The 21116-nt window shown below is 41.7% G+C and carries 19 protein-coding genes and 1 other RNA gene; 6 read left to right on the top strand and 14 right to left on the bottom strand.

Going from position 1 to position 21116, the window contains the following annotated elements:
• Positions 1 to 65: 65 nt before the first annotated feature.
• On the top strand, positions 66 to 1055 hold the full coding sequence (locus BFP72_RS12455; RefSeq protein ID WP_099599448.1) for an acyl transferase: 990 nt from the start codon (positions 66 to 68) through the stop codon (positions 1053 to 1055).
• A gap of 267 nt (positions 1056 to 1322) precedes the next feature.
• On the opposite strand, the gene BFP72_RS12450 is transcribed toward BFP72_RS12455, so the two are convergent.
• The 4 genes from BFP72_RS12450 to BFP72_RS12435 all read right to left on the bottom strand — a co-directional run bounded on the left by BFP72_RS12450 (position 1323) and on the right by BFP72_RS12435 (position 7961).
• Complete coding sequence (locus BFP72_RS12450) at positions 1323 to 2486, bottom strand: sigma-54 dependent transcriptional regulator (RefSeq protein ID WP_099600777.1); 1164 nt, start codon at positions 2484 to 2486, stop codon at positions 1323 to 1325.
• 11 nt (positions 2487 to 2497) lie between these two features.
• Positions 2498 to 2887: RNase P RNA component class A (rnpB, locus tag BFP72_RS12445), an RNA gene on the bottom strand.
• Positions 2888 to 2929: 42 nt separating this feature from the next.
• The gene (locus tag BFP72_RS12440) at positions 2930 to 3316 is read right to left on the bottom strand and encodes a hypothetical protein (protein ID WP_099599447.1); all 387 of its coding nucleotides are present in this window, start codon (positions 3314 to 3316) and stop codon (positions 2930 to 2932) included.
• 40 nt (positions 3317 to 3356) lie between these two features.
• Positions 3357 to 7961 (bottom strand): translocation/assembly module TamB domain-containing protein, encoded by a 4605-nt coding sequence (locus tag BFP72_RS12435; protein ID WP_099599446.1) that lies wholly within the window; start codon positions 7959 to 7961, stop codon positions 3357 to 3359.
• A gap of 142 nt (positions 7962 to 8103) precedes the next feature.
• On the opposite strand from BFP72_RS12435, the gene tsaD reads away from it, so the two are divergent.
• From tsaD to BFP72_RS12415, 4 genes are all read left to right on the top strand, one after another.
• The gene (gene tsaD / locus BFP72_RS12430) at positions 8104 to 9117 is read left to right on the top strand and encodes a tRNA (adenosine(37)-N6)-threonylcarbamoyltransferase complex transferase subunit TsaD (protein WP_369824088.1); all 1014 of its coding nucleotides are present in this window, start codon (positions 8104 to 8106) and stop codon (positions 9115 to 9117) included.
• Positions 9118 to 9200: 83 nt separating this feature from the next.
• Entirely contained in the window at positions 9201 to 9662 is a 462-nt protein-coding gene (smpB, locus tag BFP72_RS12425; protein ID WP_099599444.1) for an SsrA-binding protein SmpB, read from the top strand.
• 3 nt (positions 9663 to 9665) lie between these two features.
• Positions 9666 to 10418 carry an NlpC/P60 family protein gene (locus BFP72_RS12420; protein ID WP_099599443.1) on the top strand — a complete coding sequence of 251 codons (753 nt, stop codon included), beginning with the start codon at positions 9666 to 9668 and terminating at the stop codon, positions 10416 to 10418.
• 92 nt (positions 10419 to 10510) lie between these two features.
• Positions 10511 to 11020, top strand: a complete 510-nt coding sequence (locus BFP72_RS12415) for an HNH endonuclease (RefSeq protein WP_099599442.1) — start codon at positions 10511 to 10513, stop codon at positions 11018 to 11020.
• On the opposite strand, the gene BFP72_RS12410 is transcribed toward BFP72_RS12415, so the two are convergent.
• The 9 genes from BFP72_RS12410 to BFP72_RS12370 all read right to left on the bottom strand — a co-directional run bounded on the left by BFP72_RS12410 (position 11017) and on the right by BFP72_RS12370 (position 17894).
• Positions 11017 to 11469 (bottom strand): pathogenesis-related family 1 protein, encoded by a 453-nt coding sequence (locus BFP72_RS12410; RefSeq protein WP_158233394.1) that lies wholly within the window; start codon positions 11467 to 11469, stop codon positions 11017 to 11019. The genes BFP72_RS12415 and BFP72_RS12410 overlap by 4 nt on opposite strands.
• A 107-nt stretch (positions 11470 to 11576) precedes the next feature.
• Entirely contained in the window at positions 11577 to 12341 is a 765-nt protein-coding gene (locus tag BFP72_RS12405) for an enoyl-CoA hydratase/isomerase family protein (RefSeq protein WP_099599440.1), read from the bottom strand.
• A complete protein-coding gene (locus BFP72_RS12400) occupies positions 12325 to 12888 on the bottom strand; it encodes a TetR/AcrR family transcriptional regulator (protein WP_255397275.1) in 564 nt (187 codons plus the stop codon). Before BFP72_RS12400 ends, BFP72_RS12405 begins: the two co-directional genes overlap by 17 nt.
• A gap of 170 nt (positions 12889 to 13058) precedes the next feature.
• Positions 13059 to 13355 carry an SCP2 sterol-binding domain-containing protein gene (locus tag BFP72_RS12395; protein WP_099599438.1) on the bottom strand — a complete coding sequence of 99 codons (297 nt, stop codon included), beginning with the start codon at positions 13353 to 13355 and terminating at the stop codon, positions 13059 to 13061.
• Positions 13352 to 14455 carry a glutaminyl-peptide cyclotransferase gene (locus BFP72_RS12390; protein ID WP_099599437.1) on the bottom strand — a complete coding sequence of 368 codons (1104 nt, stop codon included), beginning with the start codon at positions 14453 to 14455 and terminating at the stop codon, positions 13352 to 13354. The genes BFP72_RS12395 and BFP72_RS12390 overlap by 4 nt, the downstream gene beginning before the upstream one ends.
• 131 nt (positions 14456 to 14586) lie before the next feature.
• Positions 14587 to 15852, bottom strand: a complete 1266-nt coding sequence (locus BFP72_RS12385) for a sodium:proton antiporter (RefSeq protein ID WP_099599436.1) — start codon at positions 15850 to 15852, stop codon at positions 14587 to 14589.
• A 447-nt stretch (positions 15853 to 16299) separates the two neighbouring features.
• Positions 16300 to 16728, bottom strand: a complete 429-nt coding sequence (locus BFP72_RS12380; protein ID WP_099599435.1) for a cytochrome c — start codon at positions 16726 to 16728, stop codon at positions 16300 to 16302.
• Positions 16712 to 17371 carry an SCO family protein gene (locus BFP72_RS12375; RefSeq protein WP_099599434.1) on the bottom strand — a complete coding sequence of 220 codons (660 nt, stop codon included), beginning with the start codon at positions 17369 to 17371 and terminating at the stop codon, positions 16712 to 16714. Before BFP72_RS12375 ends, BFP72_RS12380 begins: the two co-directional genes overlap by 17 nt.
• Positions 17364 to 17894, bottom strand: a complete 531-nt coding sequence (locus tag BFP72_RS12370; protein WP_099599433.1) for a CopD family protein — start codon at positions 17892 to 17894, stop codon at positions 17364 to 17366. The genes BFP72_RS12375 and BFP72_RS12370 overlap by 8 nt, the downstream gene beginning before the upstream one ends.
• Positions 17895 to 18025: 131 nt before the next feature.
• Here BFP72_RS12370 and BFP72_RS12365 point away from each other — a divergent pair, with 131 nt between their 5' ends.
• A complete protein-coding gene (locus BFP72_RS12365; RefSeq protein ID WP_099599432.1) occupies positions 18026 to 18718 on the top strand; it encodes a Crp/Fnr family transcriptional regulator in 693 nt (230 codons plus the stop codon).
• Between the two features lie 26 nt (positions 18719 to 18744).
• Here the strand turns inward: BFP72_RS12365 and topA are convergent, their stop codons facing one another.
• Complete coding sequence (gene topA, locus BFP72_RS12360) at positions 18745 to 21057, bottom strand: type I DNA topoisomerase (protein ID WP_099599431.1); 2313 nt, start codon at positions 21055 to 21057, stop codon at positions 18745 to 18747.
• Positions 21058 to 21116 lie beyond the last annotated feature (59 nt).

Raw genomic sequence — 21116 nt, 5'->3', positions numbered from 1 at the left:
TTACTTTTGCTAAAATTAGTAACGAGTGCTTACATTTTAGTCTATACCGATATTTTTTTAAACCTATGAAGCTGATAAATAGTTTCAAGCAAAGACTTACTTCTCTGAAATCAGATCAATTTGATCAAATGGCGATGGATTTGTTTCGTTTTCAAGCAGCATGCAATCCATGTTATCAACAGTATTTGAGTCATTTGGGCGTGGATGCTACATCTGTGCAAAAGATAGAGGACGTGCCATTTATGCCCATCGAATTTTTCAAGCACCATTTGGTGCAGTCTGGTGAATGGGCTGTCGATAAGGAGTTTTTAAGTAGCGGTACGACAGGGATGGCGCGAAGTAGTCACTTGGTCGAGGATTTGACTTTTTATGAAGACAATGCTCGACGGATTTTTGAGTCTTTTTATGGGGACGTGACAGAACTAGTTTTTTTTGCTTTGCTGCCGTCGTATCAAGAACAAGGTAATTCTTCGTTGATCGCCATGGTGGATAGTTTCATGCATCTATCGAACAATCAGCAAGGGGGATACTATCTCGATGATATGGATCAGTTGGTAGAAGATGTTCTAGAGGCCCTAGGGCAATCTAAAAAAGTGTTTTTGTTTGGGGTTGGTTATGCTTTGCTTGATTTGTGCGAGAGTGCTCAAAAAGAAATGAATGGGCTGACAATAATAGAAACTGGGGGAATGAAAGGGAGGAGAGAGGAAATGACCAAAGATCAGTTTTATGGTTTGATGCGTGAGAGACTTGGAGCTGTATCGATCCATTCGGAGTATGGTATGACAGAATTGCTGTCACAGGCTTACTCGCTGGAAGACAAGCGTTTTGAAGTGCCTCGTACGATGAGAGTGTTGGTAAGAGATATTAATGATCCATTTTCGCAAGTGTCAAATGAACGATCGGGAGGTCTCAATATCATTGATTTGGCGAATATTCATTCGTGTGCCTTTATAGAGACCAAAGATTTGGGCCGTGTCCATGCCGATGGGAGTTTCGAAGTGTTGGGTAGAATTGACAACTCGGACATTAGGGGGTGCAATTTGTTGGTGGAATAGGCGTTGGTATAACCAAGTAATGGAGGGAATTGAAAACAGCCTTTTGAGGATAATGTAATTTTTTATATATATTTAAGCTTTAAATGTAGCAGGTAATTGATAACGAATAAAATATGAAGATCAAAGCACTAATACTGGCCTTAGCAATCTTTGCGATGAGTGCGTGTACGCAGAGAACATGTCCTACGTACGCTAAAGTGGATACAGAAACATCTGAGTTGTCAAAATAAACAATTCGGGGAAAGAAGATATGATGCGGATGTACAGTTACTGTATATCCGCATATTTTTTTACATGCTCTTCTGTGATGGTTTGATCACTCATGATCACCAGTCGCTCTACTACATTACGCAATTCGCGTATGTTTCCAGTCCATTCTCCTTTTTGTAGCAATTGAATGGCTTTGCTGTCTATTGCCTTGACAGTGGTTCCGTGATTGTCCGCAATGTCTTGTAAGAATTTATCGACAAGCAACGGGATGTCATCTGTCCGCTCTTTGAGTGAAGGGACTTTGATGACAATTACACTGAGTCTATGATAGAGATCTTCGCGAAATCTATTCTCTGCAATTTCTTTCTTGAGATCTTTGTTGGTAGCAGCTAGTATCCTAACGTTAACTTTGATCTCTTTTTCTCCTCCCACTCGTGTGATTTTGTTCTCTTGTAAAGCGCGAAGTACTTTGGCTTGAGCAGAGAGAGACATGTCACCGATCTCATCAAGGAATAGTGTCCCTTTGTCGGCTTGTTCGAATTTCCCTATACGTTGTTTTACTGCGGATGTAAAGGAGCCTTTTTCATGTCCAAATAGCTCACTTTCGATGAGCTCCGAAGGAATAGCGGCACAGTTGACCTCTATAAGTGGGTTTTTGCTCCTGCCACTGTATTTGTGAAGGGCATTTGCTACCAATTCTTTTCCCGTTCCGTTGGCACCAGTGATGAGTACTCTTGCTTCTGTCGGTGCTACTTTCTCTATGGTTTCTCGGATTTCACTGAGAGCAAGGGACTCTCCTACGATTTGCATCGATCCGGATACTTTTTTACGCAGGGTTTTGGTCTCTTGGATGAGATTGGATTTGTCAAGCGCATTTTTGATCGTGAGCAATAGCCTATTGAGATCTGGTGGCTTTTGGATGAAGTCGTAGGCTCCTTTTTTTGTCGCTTCTACGGCAGTTTCTATGGTTCCGTGAGCAGAGATCATAATAAACTGAGGCACATGGTCTAGCTCTTTTGCTTTTTCGAGCAGTTCTATGCCATCCATTTCAGGCATTTTGATATCACAAAGTGCCGCGTCATATTCTGATTCGGTGAGAATCTTCAATGCCTGTAGTCCGTTTTCTGCTTCGTCTACTTCGTAGTTCTCGTATTCTAAAATTTCTTTGAGAGTGTGACGAATGCTTTTTTCATCGTCAATGATCAAAATCCTCTTTGCCATAATGTAAGTATAATAAAAATAGGTCTATAAGCCGGGTTCTGTATCTCGACGAATCGAGACCCTTATCATTTATCTAGCTCTGCCATTGCTGACACAATCTAACGATCTACCCATCCTGTTTACTCCGAGGAGAACGAAGCGAGCAGCTTCTACAGGACCTATTTGATCTTTCAACTCGTAAGGTTTACAATGCGTCCTGCATCACTGCATGACCGGTGGGCTCTTACTCCACCATTTCACCCTTACCTATCTGTCAAGTTGCCTTGATAGATAGGCGGTATTCTTTCTGTTGCACTATCTCCCCTGGCTCTCGCCAAAAGCTTCCCGTTAGGAAGTACGATGCTCTATGTTGCCCGGACTTTCCTTTCCGATACAATCGGAACGATAAGGCGACCTATTGATACAAATGTAGTCATATATGGATGGATAGACCATTACCCTACTTAGAAAATATCCATTCCTGTCAAGTTCATCTCCCATGTATCTGCGAGGTTGGCGATTTCTTGAAGTATGGTTTTGAAGGTGTCATTTGAGGTTTCGGATATTTTGTGTTTAGACTCTATTTTGAGGAAACCATTGTCGATCACAAATTTGCCGTAGGTAGTAGCGTGATTCTGTTCTAACAAGTCTTTGAATTTGATCTTTTCATCAGCGATGCACACTTTGGAGGAGAGGGTTATGATTTGTTCATTGGCATCCATTGCGGCTACTACAGCTTGGAATCGATCGTTGGCTAATGGGATAACGATGACAGAGCGGGAAGGATCGTATTCAGAAAAATTTCCGTTGACCTCTTCTGCATACGTTTTCATGAATTTATTGAGCTGCATGATTATGGGGTTAGGGTTTGTCTTATATCATACAATTTACTTATAATAATTCGTCTTCTTCTTTGATTGCTTCTCCCTGGGGAGTGGGGGATTTTTCTTTGGGTTTGTCATTTCTGTTTTTGTTTCGAGAATCAACAAGTATTTGATTGAGCTCGTCGAAACTACGGACATACTGGAGACTGAAGCCAGTTTCTATCCCGTTAGAACCTGTAGTACTGTTGATGTCGTTTTGGTCGGATCGACTGTACATTTTAGCTCTCAAACGGCCATCTGAAGTCAAGAGGTATTCGACTGTCCAGTCTCCAATGATGACTGACATGTCATTTTTAGTTTCTTCATTGGGCAACCCACCGCCTCGAGTGACTCTAAGGCGCCCATCCAAAAAGGTGTAAGAGAGCCGGAGTTGGAAGGTGTTGAAGGCATCGTTATCCAGTCCTGCTAAGTCCACATCTATTTCTAAATTCTCGTCTACTTGAGTCGCCCAGTAGCTGAGCTGATTGGAAACGAATTCGCTCAAACTACTGCCGATAGATGATGAGTTGACTTCAAAGCTATTTTCAGGGGAGAACTTTCTTAGTATCAACAAGCTGAAAACCTGACGATTCATTTCTTGTTCGTTGCTTGCGAGTTTGGCCTTGAATGCACTGATGATGGATTCTAAGTTTTGATTGGTAGAGTTGGTTTCGGAGACGATTGAGATGTGGTCGGGGTAGTCTTCTATGTCTATACCAAACTTGATCTGAGGAGAGAGTAGGTCTCCAGTTAGTTTTAGGTTGACAATGGAAGGGTATTTTTTTCGCGCTTCGGGTGTGTTGATTTGCTCTTCGTCCAGATAAGGAGCCAAGAGAGGAGATAGAGAGGCCAGCTGTCTGTACCGGGCCTTGATGTTGAGTTGAGCTTCATAAGGGTCGCCGTACCATGCGATGGTGCTTCCTTTGTTGATGTCAAACTCTTTGTTGATGATGTTGTATAATGTGAAATTGTACCCTCCGTCATCAATCTCAAAATCGCCAAACATGTTGAAATCTCCATCTGAGTTGATTTGCAGCACAATATTGCCATCCCCTCTGCCTCGGATGATATCACCAGATTTGATATCAAAGATGAGTTCTACATAGGCATCAGTGGTCATCTCTATATCAAACTGTAATTGAACGCCTTTGATTTTTTCGGCTTCTCTTTCCATTACATTTTCTATGGACTCGACGACTTTTTCGTCAGTCAGATCGACAAATTCTATATATTCCTGTTGTTCAATGTCATAACTGGAGGCCTTGCTGACTGGGATGGCTATGCGCGTACCCTTGTTGGTTTTGGCACTTGCATTGATGATGATGTTGTCTTTGTTTCCTCCAAAATGAATTCGTCCAGTGCCGTGTGCCGTACCATAGTAGGCATTGTTGTCTACTGCCGTGGTGTTGAGTAATTTGAAGTTTTTGAATGTGCCTGTGACATTGAGATCGAGTTTTTTGAGTCCATCAAAGGTCAGGTCTCCCGTGAGGTAAGCCAGGTTGTTTTCATTGTCTTTGAGTTCTACTTGTTTCAATTGCAGTTTATTTTTGTCGAATGTGACTCCACCATTTACTTTGTAGTGTGTGTTGAGGTAAGTGATAGTAGCAGCTCCATCATATATACGTCCGTCTCCATATATTTCAGGATGGCCTAGACTACCCTTGATCTTGAGTTTTGCATCAGCAAATCCACTGATGTCTTCTACACTGTTTTGGAAAACCGGTGCTAGGATTTTCATGTTGGTGTTCTCAAATTCTGCATCGAGATTGAGCTGGTTTTGACTGTTGTATGGGAGGATGTAACCTGTGATCCCAATTTTTTTGTCTTCATTTCGAATCAAATGAAAATCTACCGAGAGCCGTTTGTTTTGGTTTTCCCATCGAGAAACACCATAAATATTCCCGACAAGGAAATCTTCGATCATGATGTCTGTGGCAGAGAGGTCACTTTCTATGAGGTTTTCCTCTTCTAGTCGTTTTATTTTTACAATACCGTCAAGTGTGCCCTGAATCTCAGTTTGGAAAAGAGACTGTAGGTTGACAAAGCTGAATTGGTTTACTGCGATGTTGAGCTGCTTGTTTGGATCATAGGAGTAGTCGCCATTGATTTGGATTGATTCTTTGTTGTTGTGGATTTGAAGATTCGAAAAACTCCATTCATTGTCTTTGTATACAATGTGATTGTCTTCTGCCCATTGCCATGGTTGATTGAGGATTTTTATTTTTGAAGGCTGGAGTTGACCATAAATTTCACTGCCTCGAAACTCTATGTTTGAGTTTATTTGAAAGCTGTTGTTGTATTCGTTTTGATCGATATTGAAGTACAATTCCATGTTCTGCTCATACCAAACTGCGTCTAGAATGAGGTTTTGCGACTCATACTTGTCTATCCATTTTTGTTTTTTACTTTCTACATAGATGGAGGCGAGGACATCTCGTTCGTAGGTTTCTTTTGATATGTTTAGGTCTATTTCATTGTAGGATAGGTAGTTGTCTTGTATGCTGAGCGTATCAATCTCTGTGAAAAGACTTAGTATGGTTGTTGAGTTTTGTGTGAAAGTACCATCTACTCGTACGTTAGGCGAGAGGTAGAAATCAGGAAAAAAAGGAGTGACAAAGCGGTTGAGATCCCAGAGGTTGAGAGTGATGTCTGCTTCAAAAGAATCCAAGGGTGTTGCTGACTTTTCCTTGTAGTACTGGTTCATTTGCAAGCTGTCAGGATTGGAGTACATCCAGAGTTCTTTGGCGAAATTGTTGGCGGCTAAAAATAAGCTGCTGTTTTTGTATTGACCTGTTATTCGTCCCGTTAGGCCATCGGTTTCGATGTGCATGATTCGATTGTCTCCAATGGCCGTGGATAGAAACTTGATAGAGTCGATTTGCAGCGGTTTGTGGCGGTAATAAATGTGGTTGTCGTAGAGGTTGATGAATCCTTTGAGATCGTCTGTCTTGAGGCCCTTCATGTCTATGTCTATCCGCGAGCCAAGTGTTAGCGGTTCTGTGGTGAGACCTAATTTATGAAGGTGTATGGAATCCAACTTTGCAGTAATGTCAATCTTATTGACATCCTGGTGAAGATCGATATCCATGTCTCCCCTAAAGGCTAGGTTTGGGTCTGTGATGGTTAGTTTTCCTTTGAAAATCTGATCTTCGAAGTAGCCGAAAGTGGTGATGTTTTGGTAGTTGTATTGTCTGATCTCGACCGAGTCGATATTCGCTTGAAGTGTGAAATTGGCATTTTCTTTTTCAAAACCTAAACCTTCGATGTTCCCGTTCATGGTGATTTTTCCAAGATAGGTAGAGCCTGGAGACAGTGCTTTCAGATCAAAATCATCAAAAGCCAATTCCCCTGAGTAGGTAGGGATTTTGTCTGGGTTGATTTTGAAGTTGAGATCGGTGTTGATATGACCCGCTTCAGAGTAGAAATTGCCTCTAGCTACAAAATCTGATGTGAAGCCCATGAAACTACCATCTAGCTGAGTGACTCCAAGTGTATTCATTTTTTGTTTGGTTTCGTCGTTGAGATAGCGACTGATATCTGAGGGTACGATGACCGAATTTTTGAGGTCGATATCCATGAATGTCTCCTTGATGATAGGTAGGCCGTAGAAACTGGCTTCACCTCTTAGGTGAGAACGTTCTCCAAAACGTATGTCAAGATCTTCTCCTTTGAGACGGCCTACCTTGCCATGTATGTTTCCTGATAGGCTGATGACTTCATGGATTTCCGGGATTTTGGGGTTGAGTAGCCAGAGTTCTTCTAGACCGATTTTTGATCTTTGAAAATTTCCGTAGAACTCAATACTATCTGCGAAATACGAGAAGTTGGAAGGCTTGCTGTAGGCAAAATGAAGCGAATCTCCGACTTGACTTTTATCGGTTTTGAGTAGAAATTCGTAGATGCTGAGGTCTTGTTGGGAGAGACGCAGTTTGCCAAAAAAAGACTTAATATTGAAATGGTCAGCCGGATCACTAGCTCGCATTCGGTCTATCTCAAGGTTGAGGGTGTCGTTGGTTATGGTGAAATTGCTCAGCGTAGAGAGGATATCTTTGAATTGCAGGTGATAGACGTCTTTGCCTTGCTTTGTGCTGTCCTGCCTCATGTCATTGAACGAAAAGTTGCCATTGTTGATTTCTACTCGTTCTAGGTATACGGCCAGTGGTTTAGCACCTTGATTTTCCTTTTTTAGGAATGTACGTAGTTCATAGACAAACTGAGAAATGTTGACCATGGATGAATCTCCTTTTTTGATCAAGTGTACGCTTGGGGTCGTTAGTTCTAGAGTTTCGGCATGAAGTGTTCGTTTTAGAATTAGGTCAAGTAGGCTGATGTTGATTCGGGCTTCTTGAGCAGCGATGAGCGTGCTGTCGGTTTCTTTTTCGTAGATTCGGAGATCTTTTACGAGCATTTTGTCATACCACGTGAGGTTGATGTGGCCCACTTCTATCTCGAAACTGGTATTCGAAGAGATTTGATGGATGACCGAATTGATGAATTTGGTTTGGATTTTGGGAACTTGAAAAAAGGCAAATGCCACCAAAAACGTACTGAATATCATTACGGGAATCCACACAACTATGCGTGCAATCCCGTGTAGCAGTATTCCGCCTTCTACATGACTTTTTTTCTCCATCTGAGTGATCCTGTGCAAATGTACTTTGAAATGCCAAAACAATTATGGTACCTATTTTAAACTCTATGTCTTGATTACATTGATTTTATTTTCAACTTTGCTGTCGCATATAGGGATCAGCCTGTAATTCGGATAACTGAAGATGTATACTATGAAAAAAGTGATATTGGCAATAGAGTCGTCGTGTGATGAGACCTCTGCTGCCGTATGTGTGGACGGTAGGATCAAAAGCAACGTGATTGCGACGCAGGCCATACATAGCAAGTATGGAGGGGTAGTGCCCGAGTTAGCTTCTCGTGCTCACCAGCAAGCAATTGCACCGGTAGTGATGGAGGCATTGGCAGTTGCAGGAGTGACCAAAAATCAGTTGACAGAGGTGGCCTTTACTCAAGGGCCTGGGTTGTTGGGGGCCTTGTTGGTAGGTTCTTCTTTTGCCAAGTCTTTGGCATTGGGTTTGGGAGTTCCTTTGTTGGCTGTCAACCATATGAAGGCTCATGTTTTGGCACATTTCATAGAAGAACCTCAGCCGTCGTTTCCTTTTTTATGCTTGACAGTGAGTGGGGGGCATACGCAGATTGTGCGGGTGGATGATTATCTAGATATGACTGTGCTTGGTCAGACGCAAGACGATGCAGTAGGGGAGGCGTTTGACAAATGTGCCAAAATCATGGGGATTCCCTATCCAGGTGGTCCGATCATTGATAGACTAGCCAAAGAAGGTGATGCGAATCGGTTTGAATTTTCGAAAACAGAAATGCCTGATTTGGATTATTCGTTTAGTGGGATCAAAACGTCATTTTTGTATTTTGTCCAAAACAATACACAAAAAGACGTGGCTTTCGTAGAGAAGAATAAAAATGACTTGTCAGCTAGTATACAGAAGTGTCTGATTGCGATGTTGATGGAAAAGCTCGTACGAGCTGCAGAACAAGAGGGTATCCATGAGATCGCCATAGCAGGAGGAGTGTCTGCCAATAGTGAACTTCGTAGTACCATACAAGGTATAGGAGCAGAGAAGGGATGGAAGGTGTATATACCAAAGTTTGAGTATTGTACCGACAATGCAGCGATGATTGCGATGACAGCTTACTACCAGAGTTTGGGACAGGACTATGCAGATATGCATGTGTCTCCTATGCCTCGAATGAAATTTTAACAGAAGAATTAGAATGCTAGAGGCATTTCGTGTGAGATTGATTGCATAAATGCCCAAATGGCATAACTTTAGTATACAATAGGATGAGCAAAACTAGATTTTCAAATGATGTCAATATTCGAAACAAGAAGGCGAGCTTCGAATATGAGTTTATAGACAAATATGTCGCAGGGCTAGTTTTGAAAGGGACTGAAATAAAGTCAATCAAAGAAGGTAAGGCGAGCTTGCAAGAGGCATATTGCTTTGTGTCCAACGATGAGATGTTTATCAAAGGGATGCATATTTCTGTGTACGAGCAGGGTACGGTGTATAATCATGACCCGTTGAGAGAGAGAAAGTTGCTCCTCAATAGGAAGGAGATAGACAAGATTCAAACCAAGTCCCAAGAGAAGGGATTGACGTTGATACCACTGAGGCTGTACATCAATCAGAGAGGATTTGCGAAAATGGAGATTGCCTTGGCCAAAGGAAAGAAAATACATGACAAGCGTAGCAGCATAAAAGACAAAGATGTAAAAAGAGAGCTGGAACGAAACAGGTATTAAAAAATGAACCAACAACCTAAAGGGATTTGTCGCTTGGCGATTGTCCCGATGAGAGCACAACCCTCTCATGAGTCAGCAATGCTATCCCAACTACTTTTTGGTGAGCATTATCAAATCCTCAATGAAGAGAACCATTGGCTGTACATAGAGCTTGTGAGTGATCAATCCAGAGGTTGGATTCCTCAAAATCACCATACGGCAATTAGCGAAGAGTATTTTCGTCAAATTGGTCTCTCGGATTACAAAGTCTGTACCGATTTGAGCAGTACGATATTTTTTCAAAAGAAAAGTGTACACATTGTTCTTGGGAGTATTTTACCGATCACGACCAGTGAGTTGTTCAAACTTGAAGAACAGATTGCTTACAACGGATCCTCCAAAAGCCTGTCCCAGCGACGTGATTTTGATTTTTTGAGAGAGGAAGTACGCAAGTTTGAGCATGCGCCTTATTTGCTCGGAGGCAAAACACCGTTTGGTATTGACGAAGGGGGATTTGTGCAGCAGGTTTTTAAGTTGTGTGGGTATCAATTGCCTCGCCATGTTGTGGAGCAGTCCAAAAGAGGAAGAGAAGTCAAGGGACTGGGGGAGGCTGTCTCTGGAGATGTGTGTTACTCAATATCGGGCAGGCCATTGGCTTTGATCTTCTTGAATAAGTCTAAATATGTAGGACTGGTGGATGGTGAAGTTAAAACAGTATCTACTTTAGAGGCTTATGCAGAGGACTGGGTAGTAAGGCGTGTTTTGAAGGATATTTGATTCAGGGGATTTATTCGATTGGTATAAAAGCCTATTCCTACTTATATTACAAATAAAGGGTTGTATATCAATTGTTTGTAAAATATGTCGCAATGAATAGCAAAGTACTTGTCTTGAATCAAGATTATTCACCATTGACCATCTGTACGGTTACTAGAGCCTTCCTGTTGGTTTATTTGGAAAAGGCGGAACTTCTCGAGCAAGATGATACCTCTTCGATGAGGAGCGTGTCTCGTAGTTTTCCGAGACCAACAGTGATCAAGATCAATCGTTATATTCATGTGCCATTTCGTGGAGTGGTACTCACTCGGCAGAACCTCTTCAAAAGAGACCAAAACATGTGTCAGTATTGTGGTGTCAAGGAAGATTTGACGATAGATCACTTGATCCCTCGATCTAAAGGGGGTAAATCCGTTTGGAATAATCTAGTGACGGCATGCCAGTCCTGTAATTCTAAGAAAGGAGATAGAAACCTAGAGCATACAGGGATGAAGTTGAATAAGCAGCCTTTTAGGCCTAGCTATTTGATGTTTCTCAAAGATGCAATGGGTGAAATTCGCAAGGATTGGCAGCTCTATCTTAAGAGTACCAAGGTCGCTTAGTAGGGTTTTTGTCCGACGTAGTTTCCAGGAGGACTGTAGTTGCATACCCAAGTGACATTTCCGTCACATACATTTTTGGCACAGCCTACCTCGGTAGTGTTTTTCCATACGATTTGAGTATAGTGTCCACAGACTTTTCCGGCATCACATTTATTTTTGGAATAACTGTAGTTTTTCTTCTCATTGCCCCATGCATCGATCGCATCTCCTACAGTGAAGTAGCCCTGAGTCCCTCTGAATAAATTTTCACCATAGGCGTTTTGGCTATGACTAAAACCACAACCGTTTTTTTGCAATTGGATCGCCCATTGGTTGGCAACAGCCGCGAGGGTGTCAGAGTATTTTATTTCCCCTACACCGACCTCTGCTCTCCAGAAGTTGTGTCTTTCAAGGATGAGCTCTATTTCATCGGCAGTTGCCATTTGACTGAATGAAGATAGTGATGTCATCAGAGCGAATATAAGGAGAAAGAGATGCTTAAACATGCGGGTGTGTTTTCTAACGATATGGGTTGACTTACTAGCGTAGAGTTTGACTCTACTCAGTTTAAAAGTAGTTAGTTTTTGCGTACTTTTTTGAATTTTAAGAGAGCTTCTTGACATTTTTGAGAAAGGACGAGTTGCCCACTAATTTGAGCTCGTTCTTCTAGTGTCTGGTCCCAATGCTCTGTTCCACTCCATAGCATGGTTTTTATTTCGGACATGGCAGTTGTAGAGTATTGGGTCAGTTCTCTTGCCATCTGGTGAGATTGCTCAAGCATAGCTTCTGGGGTGGTGAAAACCTCATGGTATAGCCCTTTGTTTTTGGCCCATACGGCCGGTTGCCAAGTAGTTGGTGTTAGGCTGAGTTGAGCTACGGCTGAGGGGCCTATTTTTCTTGTTACAGCCGGCTCAATGACGAAGGGGCCGATTCCGATGGATAGCTCGCTGAGTTTGATGGAGGCTGTCTCGGATGCCAGACAGTAGTCTGCTGCACTAGCTATGCCTACTCCACCACCTACAGCTTTGCCTTGTACAGATACCAGAATGAATTTGGGACATTTGCGCATGGCTTGGATGACGTGGGCAAAGCCCATAAAGAAGCGCTTGCCTTCAGCAGCAGTGGAGATATTGAGCAACTCGTCAAAGCTCGCTCCAGCACAAAATGTTTTTGTCCCTTCACTTTGCAGATGGATGACTTTGATCGCAGGGTTTTCTCCCGCTTCAGTGAGTGTACGTGAGAGTTTCGTTAGTAGGGCAGCAGGTAGGGCATTGCTTTTGGGGTGGCCAAAAGTGATAGAGGCTATGCCTTCACGTACAGAGAGGTTAATTTTTCCATTCATATTGATTCTCTATCAGTCCTGCGAAGAACATTTCCATGATATTGCCTTTGATGTCTGTCACGTCTAGTTCGCGATTGGCGTGATACCAGTGTTGTAGCCAGCGCACAGAAGATAGCAGGGTATAAAGTGCGATTTTCGAATCTACATTTTTGATTTCTCCACGTTTGATCCCTTCTTCAATGATATCTGTGAAGCGACGTTCATATTGTTTTCTTTTTTCTAAAAACTGTGATTTACAAGGCTCGGTCAAGTGTCTCCACTCGTCGTTCATGACTGTCGCCAAAGGTGAGCTCATGGAGTTGATTTGTATATGTAGCGCAATGAGCTTCTTTATTTTTTCTATCGGTGTATCACTTGTCGCGTACACTTCATCCATTTTGGCCCCATAGGTGTTGGCCAGGGAGAAGCAGATTTCATTGAGAATCTCTTCTTTGGATTTGATGTGGTTGTAGAGACTGGCAGCCTCCATGCCGACTTCTGAGGCGAGATCACGCATAGTAGTCGCTACGTACCCTTTCTCTCGAAACAGTCGTGCGGCTTCTTCAATGATGATTTGTTTCTTTGACTTCTTGATAACTCTAACAGTTTAGATAAAAAGAATCCATATAAAGCTAACATTTGTTAGTTTGATATGAAAGACAATCACACCTAAAGGTTAATCTGTTGTTTAGTTCACTTTTGGGTCAAGGAAGTATAAACAATAAAAGGGGTATTCGACTAGAATAGGTTGGATAACTTCATCGCAACGCTCATGTCACCTTCTATTTTGATTTTTCCCATCATGTATGCCCCCATGGCATTCATCTCCCCATTCATCAACTTATTGAAGTTTTCAAGGCTTACTTTGACTGTGCAGTCTGCATAGTCGTCTTCATTGGTGACCTTTGTCGGATTGGAACTATCGTCGAGTGAAATGACTCCTTCATCGAACCTGAACTTGATTTTCTTGCCAATACTTCCACCTTTCTTTTCGGCGAGAGAAGCCACTTTTTGGGTCGTTTCTTCTAAACTCATATCGGCACTTGTTCTTGATTTAGGATTTCAATTTCAAATAGTTTTGGCCACCATTTTCCAGTAATATAGTACGTTTTGGTTAATTTGTTGTAGGCGATTCCATTCAAAACATCGATGCGTTCGTGATAATTTTGAAGATCTAAAATACCAGATAGGTCCAATACACCTTCAACTTGGCCGTTTGTAGGGTTAATCATGTAGATTTTGTCCGTTAAGTAGCGATTGGCAAATATTTTCCCATTCACATATTCGAGTTCATTGAGAAAATCGATCGGGCCATGGTTGTCGTAAACTTCTACAATACGTAAGTCTGTGAAACCGTTTGGGTCTTTGAAGAATAGCTTGTGACTGCCGTCACTCATCACTAGCGTGTCGTCATTGATAGTGGTCAAGCCCCAGCCCTCTGCGTTGTGGTAGTAAAACTCATCAATAGGGGACAGAGTGTTTTTATCGAAAATAAAGCCCTTCTGAGCTCTATACGTCAACATATACAAACTGTCTCCTTTGATAGCAATGCCCTCACCGAAGTACTTTGGTTCTAAGTCAAATTGCTTGATTTGTTGACCAGATTGAATATCGATGTGATTGACACTGGATTCGTTTTGCTGTCCAGTACTTTCGTACAAAACCCCATTTTCCATGATCAAACCTTGGGTATACGATGTGGGATCGTGTGGGTAGCTATTGATTAGTTGGTAAGTTAAGCTTTGAGGAGCGGACTTGGCTAGTAGTTTGAGATTAACAATGCGACGTTCGATGGTTTGATTATTCAAGTAGATGGTCAATATGATCGCATGAGAACCTACCGTCTGATTTTTAGTTTTCCATACCCCGGTATGATTTGATTCAAAGGAGAATATGTTTTTGCTCTCTCGTTGTGCAGTTATTGAGTCAATTTCTATGCCTTCCTGTTGTGGGCGAATGAGAAATTCAATCTCATCACCTAAAGCAAATGTACTGTTGTTTTCCGGAGAAATTACTTTGGCGTATTGTGTCTTTCTAAGTGGTTTGGATGCCGTCTCTTTGTTGCTTTTGTCACAACAGGAAAGGCTGTGTACCATGCAAATGGCCAGTAAGAATGTTTTGTATGAAGGACTCATCGGTGAATTTTTTACAATGATAATTCCTAAGTTGGTCAATGCAAACCTTCATTGAAAAATCAATTCAATGTTTGAAGTTTTATCATAGAACGAGTTCCCGACAGAGGTGTCACCTGTTTATAAAGCTTGGTTTAGCTCTTGTTGAGTTTTTTTTCGGTAAAGGTCGTACGCATGAGATAAGGGACAGTTAGTCCTTGGTAGAGCACAGAACATACCACTACGGTATAAGTCATAGTGATGATGATGTCTTTTCCTTCGAAATCCGGTAGGGACAGTGATAATGCAATGGGGATGCCTCCACGTAAACCGCCCCAAGCCAAGACGTTGATGGTGTTTTTTTCGAATTTCCGAAAGGGGCTCATGGCGGCAATCGGGACGCCTACACTTACATATCGTGCAAACAATACAATGATGAAAGCGAATAGCCCAGCGGCAAAATAATCAAAACGAAGAGGGATGATCAGCATTTCTAAACCTATCAAAACGAAAAGCATAGCATTAAGCGTTTCTTCGATCAAGTACCAAAACTTGAAAACGTAATCTCCAGCGGCACTGGTGACATGCCCACTTTTGCCTTCATTTCCTATGACAAGCCCCATGATTACCACTGCTTGCTTAGCAGATACATGGGTGAACTCGGCAAGTTGTGTGCCAGCCATGACTAGCGCAAGGGTCATGAGTACTTCCACTTCTACCTCGTCATTGTCTATGTATTTGAGCAAGCGGTAACCTAAATAACCGAGGAAGAGACCTATAATGATTCCTCCAATGATATCAGTACCAAATACCCAGAGGATATCAATGGGCCCAATGTAATGATCCTCTCCTGAGTGTGCCAGATCCAAAAGAGTCAAGGCCAATACCACAGCAATTCCGTCATTGAATAATGACTCTCCTGCCATTCTAGTTTCTAGGTTTTTGGAGAGGTTGTATTTTCTTATGGTGGATGTAATAGCTATTGGGTCGGTAGGAGATATCAAGGCTCCAAAAACCAAACAATACATCAAGTCTAGTTCGAGCCCAATCCAGTCTAGTAAATAGTGGACACCAGTGCCTACAATGGCTGTAGAGATTAGTACGCCCAATAGTGCCAGTATGAGTACAGGAGCACGTTCTTCTGCTAATTTTTTGAAATCAATCTGTAAAGCCCCCGCAAAGAGCATGAAACTCAAAACAAGTTGATAGAGGACCTCATGATAGTCATAGTCCTTGAGTATACGTTCTGTGCCTAGTTTAAACTCTGGGATCAACTCATTGAGTATTAATAACGCAATAGACAGCCCCAATGCTAATATCATCAATCCAACAGAAGAAGGGAGTTTTAGATAGTAGGTGTTGATGTAGATAAAGACCCCTGCGAGAAAAATAAACAGGGCTAGGATATCTAAAATTTGCATAAATGTTGTGTTCAGAATTTTACTTTTGGTGGTGGCTAAAATTCATCCAATACAATATTAATACAATTCAATAATAATTCTACGTACTACAATGAGTAAATAAAACTACCAATTTCATTTTTGTCCTTTGTGAGTAAACATGTCTTATTTGAGCATCTGCTTTTTGTCATATTTACTGCACGTCACCCGTTTTTGGAGAGCATGTTTTTGTATCTAAAATAGGAGATGGTAAATATGACTATTGGGAATAAAATAAATGAAAAGATCATGACCACAGGTTTTAGGTGAAAATTACTTCCAAGAGGAATTTTGTTTTTTACTTGGAAGTAAATGTAGGGCTGTAGTTATTTAGCTGAGAATTCTTTCGATAAATACGATCCTTCAATGGATCAATCGACTAATGGTGAGATTTGTCGAATGAGTGATGGGTAAAATTGGATGAATGTCCTATTTACATAGATTTAGACTTTTTTCAACCGTTGAAATGGTCGTTATTCCCTTCTTTTTGCCCCAATTGACGTCTATGAAGGTGATGATTTCGGCAATTTCTAAGGAGGTGAGCCGTGGATTGGCTGGCATTTCTCCATCATATGTTTTGTGGTTGATTGAGATTGGACCAGTGAGTCCATGTTTGATGGCACAGATACTTAGCTCGAGGTTGGATTGTATAAAGGCGGAATCGATCGGGGGGATGAGTAGACCAAGACCACTGCCATCATTTTGATGGCAGTTGGCACAATGAAGTCTATAGAGCTGCTCTCCTTGGATCAAATATTGTCGCAGTTTGATTTCCTCAGGATTACTATGTTTGCATGATCCTAAGGATAGAGCCAAGAGTACTATAAATAAGGAGACGAACTTATTTATATTCTTCATTGAGTAATATATTGATGTCAGACAATAGTAGATCAACTTGTTCTTCCATGGTACCATCGTATACCCCTCTGATACGACGCTCTCGATCTACCAGCAAAAATGCACCGCTATGAATGAAACCTCCTGGAGCCTCCTCGTCAGACCCAGCAGTCACCATGTAGCTTTTTTCGCCCAATTGATAGATGGAGTCTTGGTTGCCAGTGAGGAAGAGCCAGTGATCACTGTCTACGCCTAACGCCTGACTGTATTCAGCGAGCACGTTGACATTGTCGTAGTTTGGGTCAATGGTATGAGATACTATTTTCAAGCGGTTGTCATTATGGTATTGATCATAGACTCGCAGCAGTTGTTTTTTCATGACTGGACATATCGTAGGGCAGGAGGTGAAAAAAAAGTCTGCCACATAAATGTTGTCACGCAGCGAGTCATTGGTGATGAGTACGCTGTCTTGGTTGAGTAGCTGAAAATTGGCAACACGGTGTGGTAGGGTGTCCGTTTGTATTGTTCCGTTGATGAACTGTGTGACAATCTCAGGTCGTCCTAAGACTGGTAAGTTTTTTTTAGGGCTTGTGGTAGTGCAAGCGTAGCAGCATATCCCTATTATAAAAAGGAAAACATTTCGCTGTATTATGGGGTTAGTCATCTTTTCTTAAATTTTTGTATAGTTTAATTCCACCCATTAGTAGAACTCCGAGTGCGATAATTCCCAATACTCCCCAAATCCAATTGAAACTGCTCTTGAGAACTACTACGAATACAATGGCGAATAAGAAAAGAGTGGCTACCTCGTTCCAAATGCGGTATTGTTTAGAGCTGTAGCGATAGATACCTTGAGTCATTTGGCGATGAAGTCTGCCGCAGATCAGGTGATAGCCATATAGCCCAACAACTAAGCAAAGCTTGATTTGAAACCATGGTTGTAGCCAGTAATTCATCAAATAAGCCAACCATCCACCCAAAAATAGCGTAAGCACAGCTGATGGCCATGTGATAATATACCACAGGCGATTCTGCATGAGGAGCATTTGTTTGCTTAGTATCGATTTTTCTGGTTCGCTTTTTGCTTGAGATTCAGTAGAGTAAATAAACAGACGAACCATATAAAACAGGCCTGCAAACCAAGTGACGATAAAAATGATGTGGGTAGCCTTTAGGTACAAATACATTGGAAAGTAAAATCTTGGGCAAATATAGATCCCATGTGAGAGTTCTCATACAGATGATGTGTCAATATTGAGTCAAATGGGAATTAAATCTAGAAGGATATTTTTTGTGAACGACTACAAACGACGAGAAAATGATTATCGAAAAAAATATAACACACAACGAGCAATTGCTTACTGGTTTTAAGAGAAATACAGCTGAGATGGTGACGGAAGATGTTTTGTCAAATATCCCTTCTTCGGTTTTGGATTATGCAAAGGATAAATTGATCTACGAAAATGGTCAGGTGTCAGATTGTATTTATTTAATAGAACAAGGGAGTGTCAAGATTGCTAAATCTGACGGCACGGGGAAAGAGGTGGTGAAATCCATCTTGAACCCTGGGAGTGTTTTTGGAGAGAAGGCTCTGTCTGGAGAGGAAATTCGTACGGAGTACGCACAGGCTGTCACTGCAGATACAAAGGTGAAGGTGTTTGTCGTAGAGGATGTACTGGAGGCTTCAAGGCAAAATGCTCAACTGAACCAAAAGGTAATCAATATCTTAACTAAGAAACTGGAAAGTCTTGAGAAACGATTGGAGTCTATCACGTCGAAGGATTCACGTACTCGAGTAGTTGATTTTTTGAGGGATTTAGCTTTGGAGAATGGTCAGAAGGTCGGGTTTGAAACTTTAATCAAAAATAATTTCACGCACAAAGATATTGCAAGTCTTACAGGGACTTCAAGACAAACTGTGACAACTACTTTGAATCATCTCAAAGAGCAAAACATAATTAACTTTGATCGAAGAAGAATTCTAATCAGAGATATGGATTTGTTGGAATAATAATAAAATGACTCAAGGAAGAGAAATTATTTTTTCTTCCTTGTTTTTTTCTCTGGAGCTTTCTTTTCTAATGCTACACAGTCTTCGTATGTCAAAGTTTTTGGATCAGTATCCTTAGGGATCTTTACATTCTTCTTGCCAAATTTGATATACGGACCCCATCTCCCATTCAGTACTTGAACTTCTGGGTTTTCATCAAAGGCTTTGATAAACTTCTCTGCATCAGCTTTTCTTTTTGCTAAGATCAATTCAATGGATTCGTCTGCTGTGATCTGAAGAGGGTCCATTTCTTTTGGAATGGATACGAACTTGCCATCGTGTCTGATGTAGGGGCCGAATCTTCCGATAGCTGCGGTCATCACCTTGTCTTCAAACTCCCCAACTTGTCTTGGCAGTTTGAATAGTTCCAAAGCATCTTCCAAGGTTAGACTTTCAAGAAATTGACCTTTTTTGAGGCTCGCGTATTGAGGTTTTTCTGCCCCTTCTTCATCACTGATGTCGCCGAGTTGGACCATGGCTCCAAATCGTCCGAGTCGCGCATAGATCGGTAGACCAGTTTTTGGATCGTTTCCTAGCTCTCTAGTCGTTCCGATTTCGGATCTTTCTATTTGTTCTGTGGTTTCGACTTTTTTGTGAAAATCACCATAGAATGAAGCAATCATGCTATTCCAGGTTTTGGTGCCTTGAGATATTTCATCAAACTCCTTCTCTACGTTGGCAGTGAAGGAGAAGTCAATGACATTTGGAAAGTGCTCCACCAAAAAGTCGTTGACCACCATTGCAGTGTTTGTTGGGAAAAGTTTGTTTTTCTCTGCTCCTGTGATTTCAGTTTTGTCAAGGGTTGAGACTTTTTCTCCAGAGAGGACGATTTCTTTGTAGTGTCTTTCGTGACCATCACGAGCTTCTTTGACTACATAATTTCTTTTCTGAATCGTAGAAATAGTGGGGGCATACGTTGATGGTCTACCGATCCCCATTTCTTCGAGCTGTTTGACGAGGCTTGCCTCGGTGAATCGAGCTGGGTGTCTTGTAAACCCTTCTTTTGCTTTGAGTTCTTTTAGATCAAGAGCCTGCCCAACAGACAAGGGGGGCAACATTTCTTTTTGCTCCGGCTCATCGTTTTCATCATCATTTGATTCGATGTAGACTTTTAAGAAGCCTTCAAATTTGATCACCTCACCTGAAGCGCGCAATTTTTCTGCTCTTGTGGAGATGTTGATAGTTGCAATGGTTTTTTCGATTTGAGCATCGGACATTTGTGAAGCGATGGCTCGTTTCCAGATCAGATCGTACAGTTTTTTTTCACTATCGTCTCCTCCTGCAGTGTGTAGTCCAAAATTGGTGGGACGTATCGCTTCGTGAGCCTCTTGTGCTGAAGAATTTTTGGTTTTGTATCGTCTTGGGTTTGAGAAACTGTCTCCATAGCTCGATTTGATTTCTTCTTGAGCGGCAGTCATTGCCTCTTCGGATAGATTGAGAGAGTCTGTTCTCATGTAGGATATTTTACCACTTTCGTACAGCTTTTGGGCTACACTCATGGTTCGAGATACTGAGAATCCCAACTTTCTACTGGCTTCTTGTTGTAGCGTAGAAGTAGTGAATGGAGGAGCAGGAGTTTTTTTGCCTGGTTTTTTCTCCAGGTTTTCAATTTCGAATTGTGCACCGACGCAACCTTGGACAAAACCTAGGGCATCGTCTTCACTTTTGAATTTGGTAGGCAATTCGGCGACAAGAGTTTTTCCTTGATCCAAAATAAATAAGGCAGTCACTTTGAATGCCGAAACTGGCTTGAACTTGTCTATGGCACGTTCGCGATCAACAACCAATCGTACGGCTACCGATTGTACTCGTCCTGCCGAAAGTCCTGTTTTGATTTTTTTCCAAAGAATAGGAGAAAGTTCGAAACCAACGAGTCGATCGAGTACCCGACGTGCTTGTTGTGCATTGACAAGGTCTATATCGATACCCCTAGGGTGCTCGATGGCAGAGGTGATGGCTCCCTTTGTGATTTCACGAAAGACGATGCGCTTCGTGTTTTCGTCTTTAAGCTTCAAGGCTTCTTTGAGATGCCAAGAGATTGCTTCCCCTTCACGGTCATCATCACTCGCGAGGTAGATAGTCTCTGCATCCTTGCTCAATTTCTTCAGTTCCTTGATGACATCTTTTTTGTCTTTGGAGACTTCGTAGGTTGGTGCAAATCCATTTTCTACATCGATGGCATTGTTGCCTTTTTGTAAATCTCGAACATGGCCATAGCTAGAGGTGACCTTGTAATCTTTACCTAGATATCCCTCTATGGTTTTTGCTTTCGCGGGTGACTCTACTATAACTAAGTTCATTTTGGAATGAGTGTTTTTGACTTTCGAATGCGCCAAAGTTCAATAAAAAAAAATGATTT

Source organism: Reichenbachiella sp. 5M10, assembly GCF_002742335.1.
Lineage (GTDB): Bacteria > Bacteroidota > Bacteroidia > Cytophagales > Cyclobacteriaceae > Reichenbachiella.
This window is presented reverse-complemented; position numbering and strand designations above follow the sequence as displayed.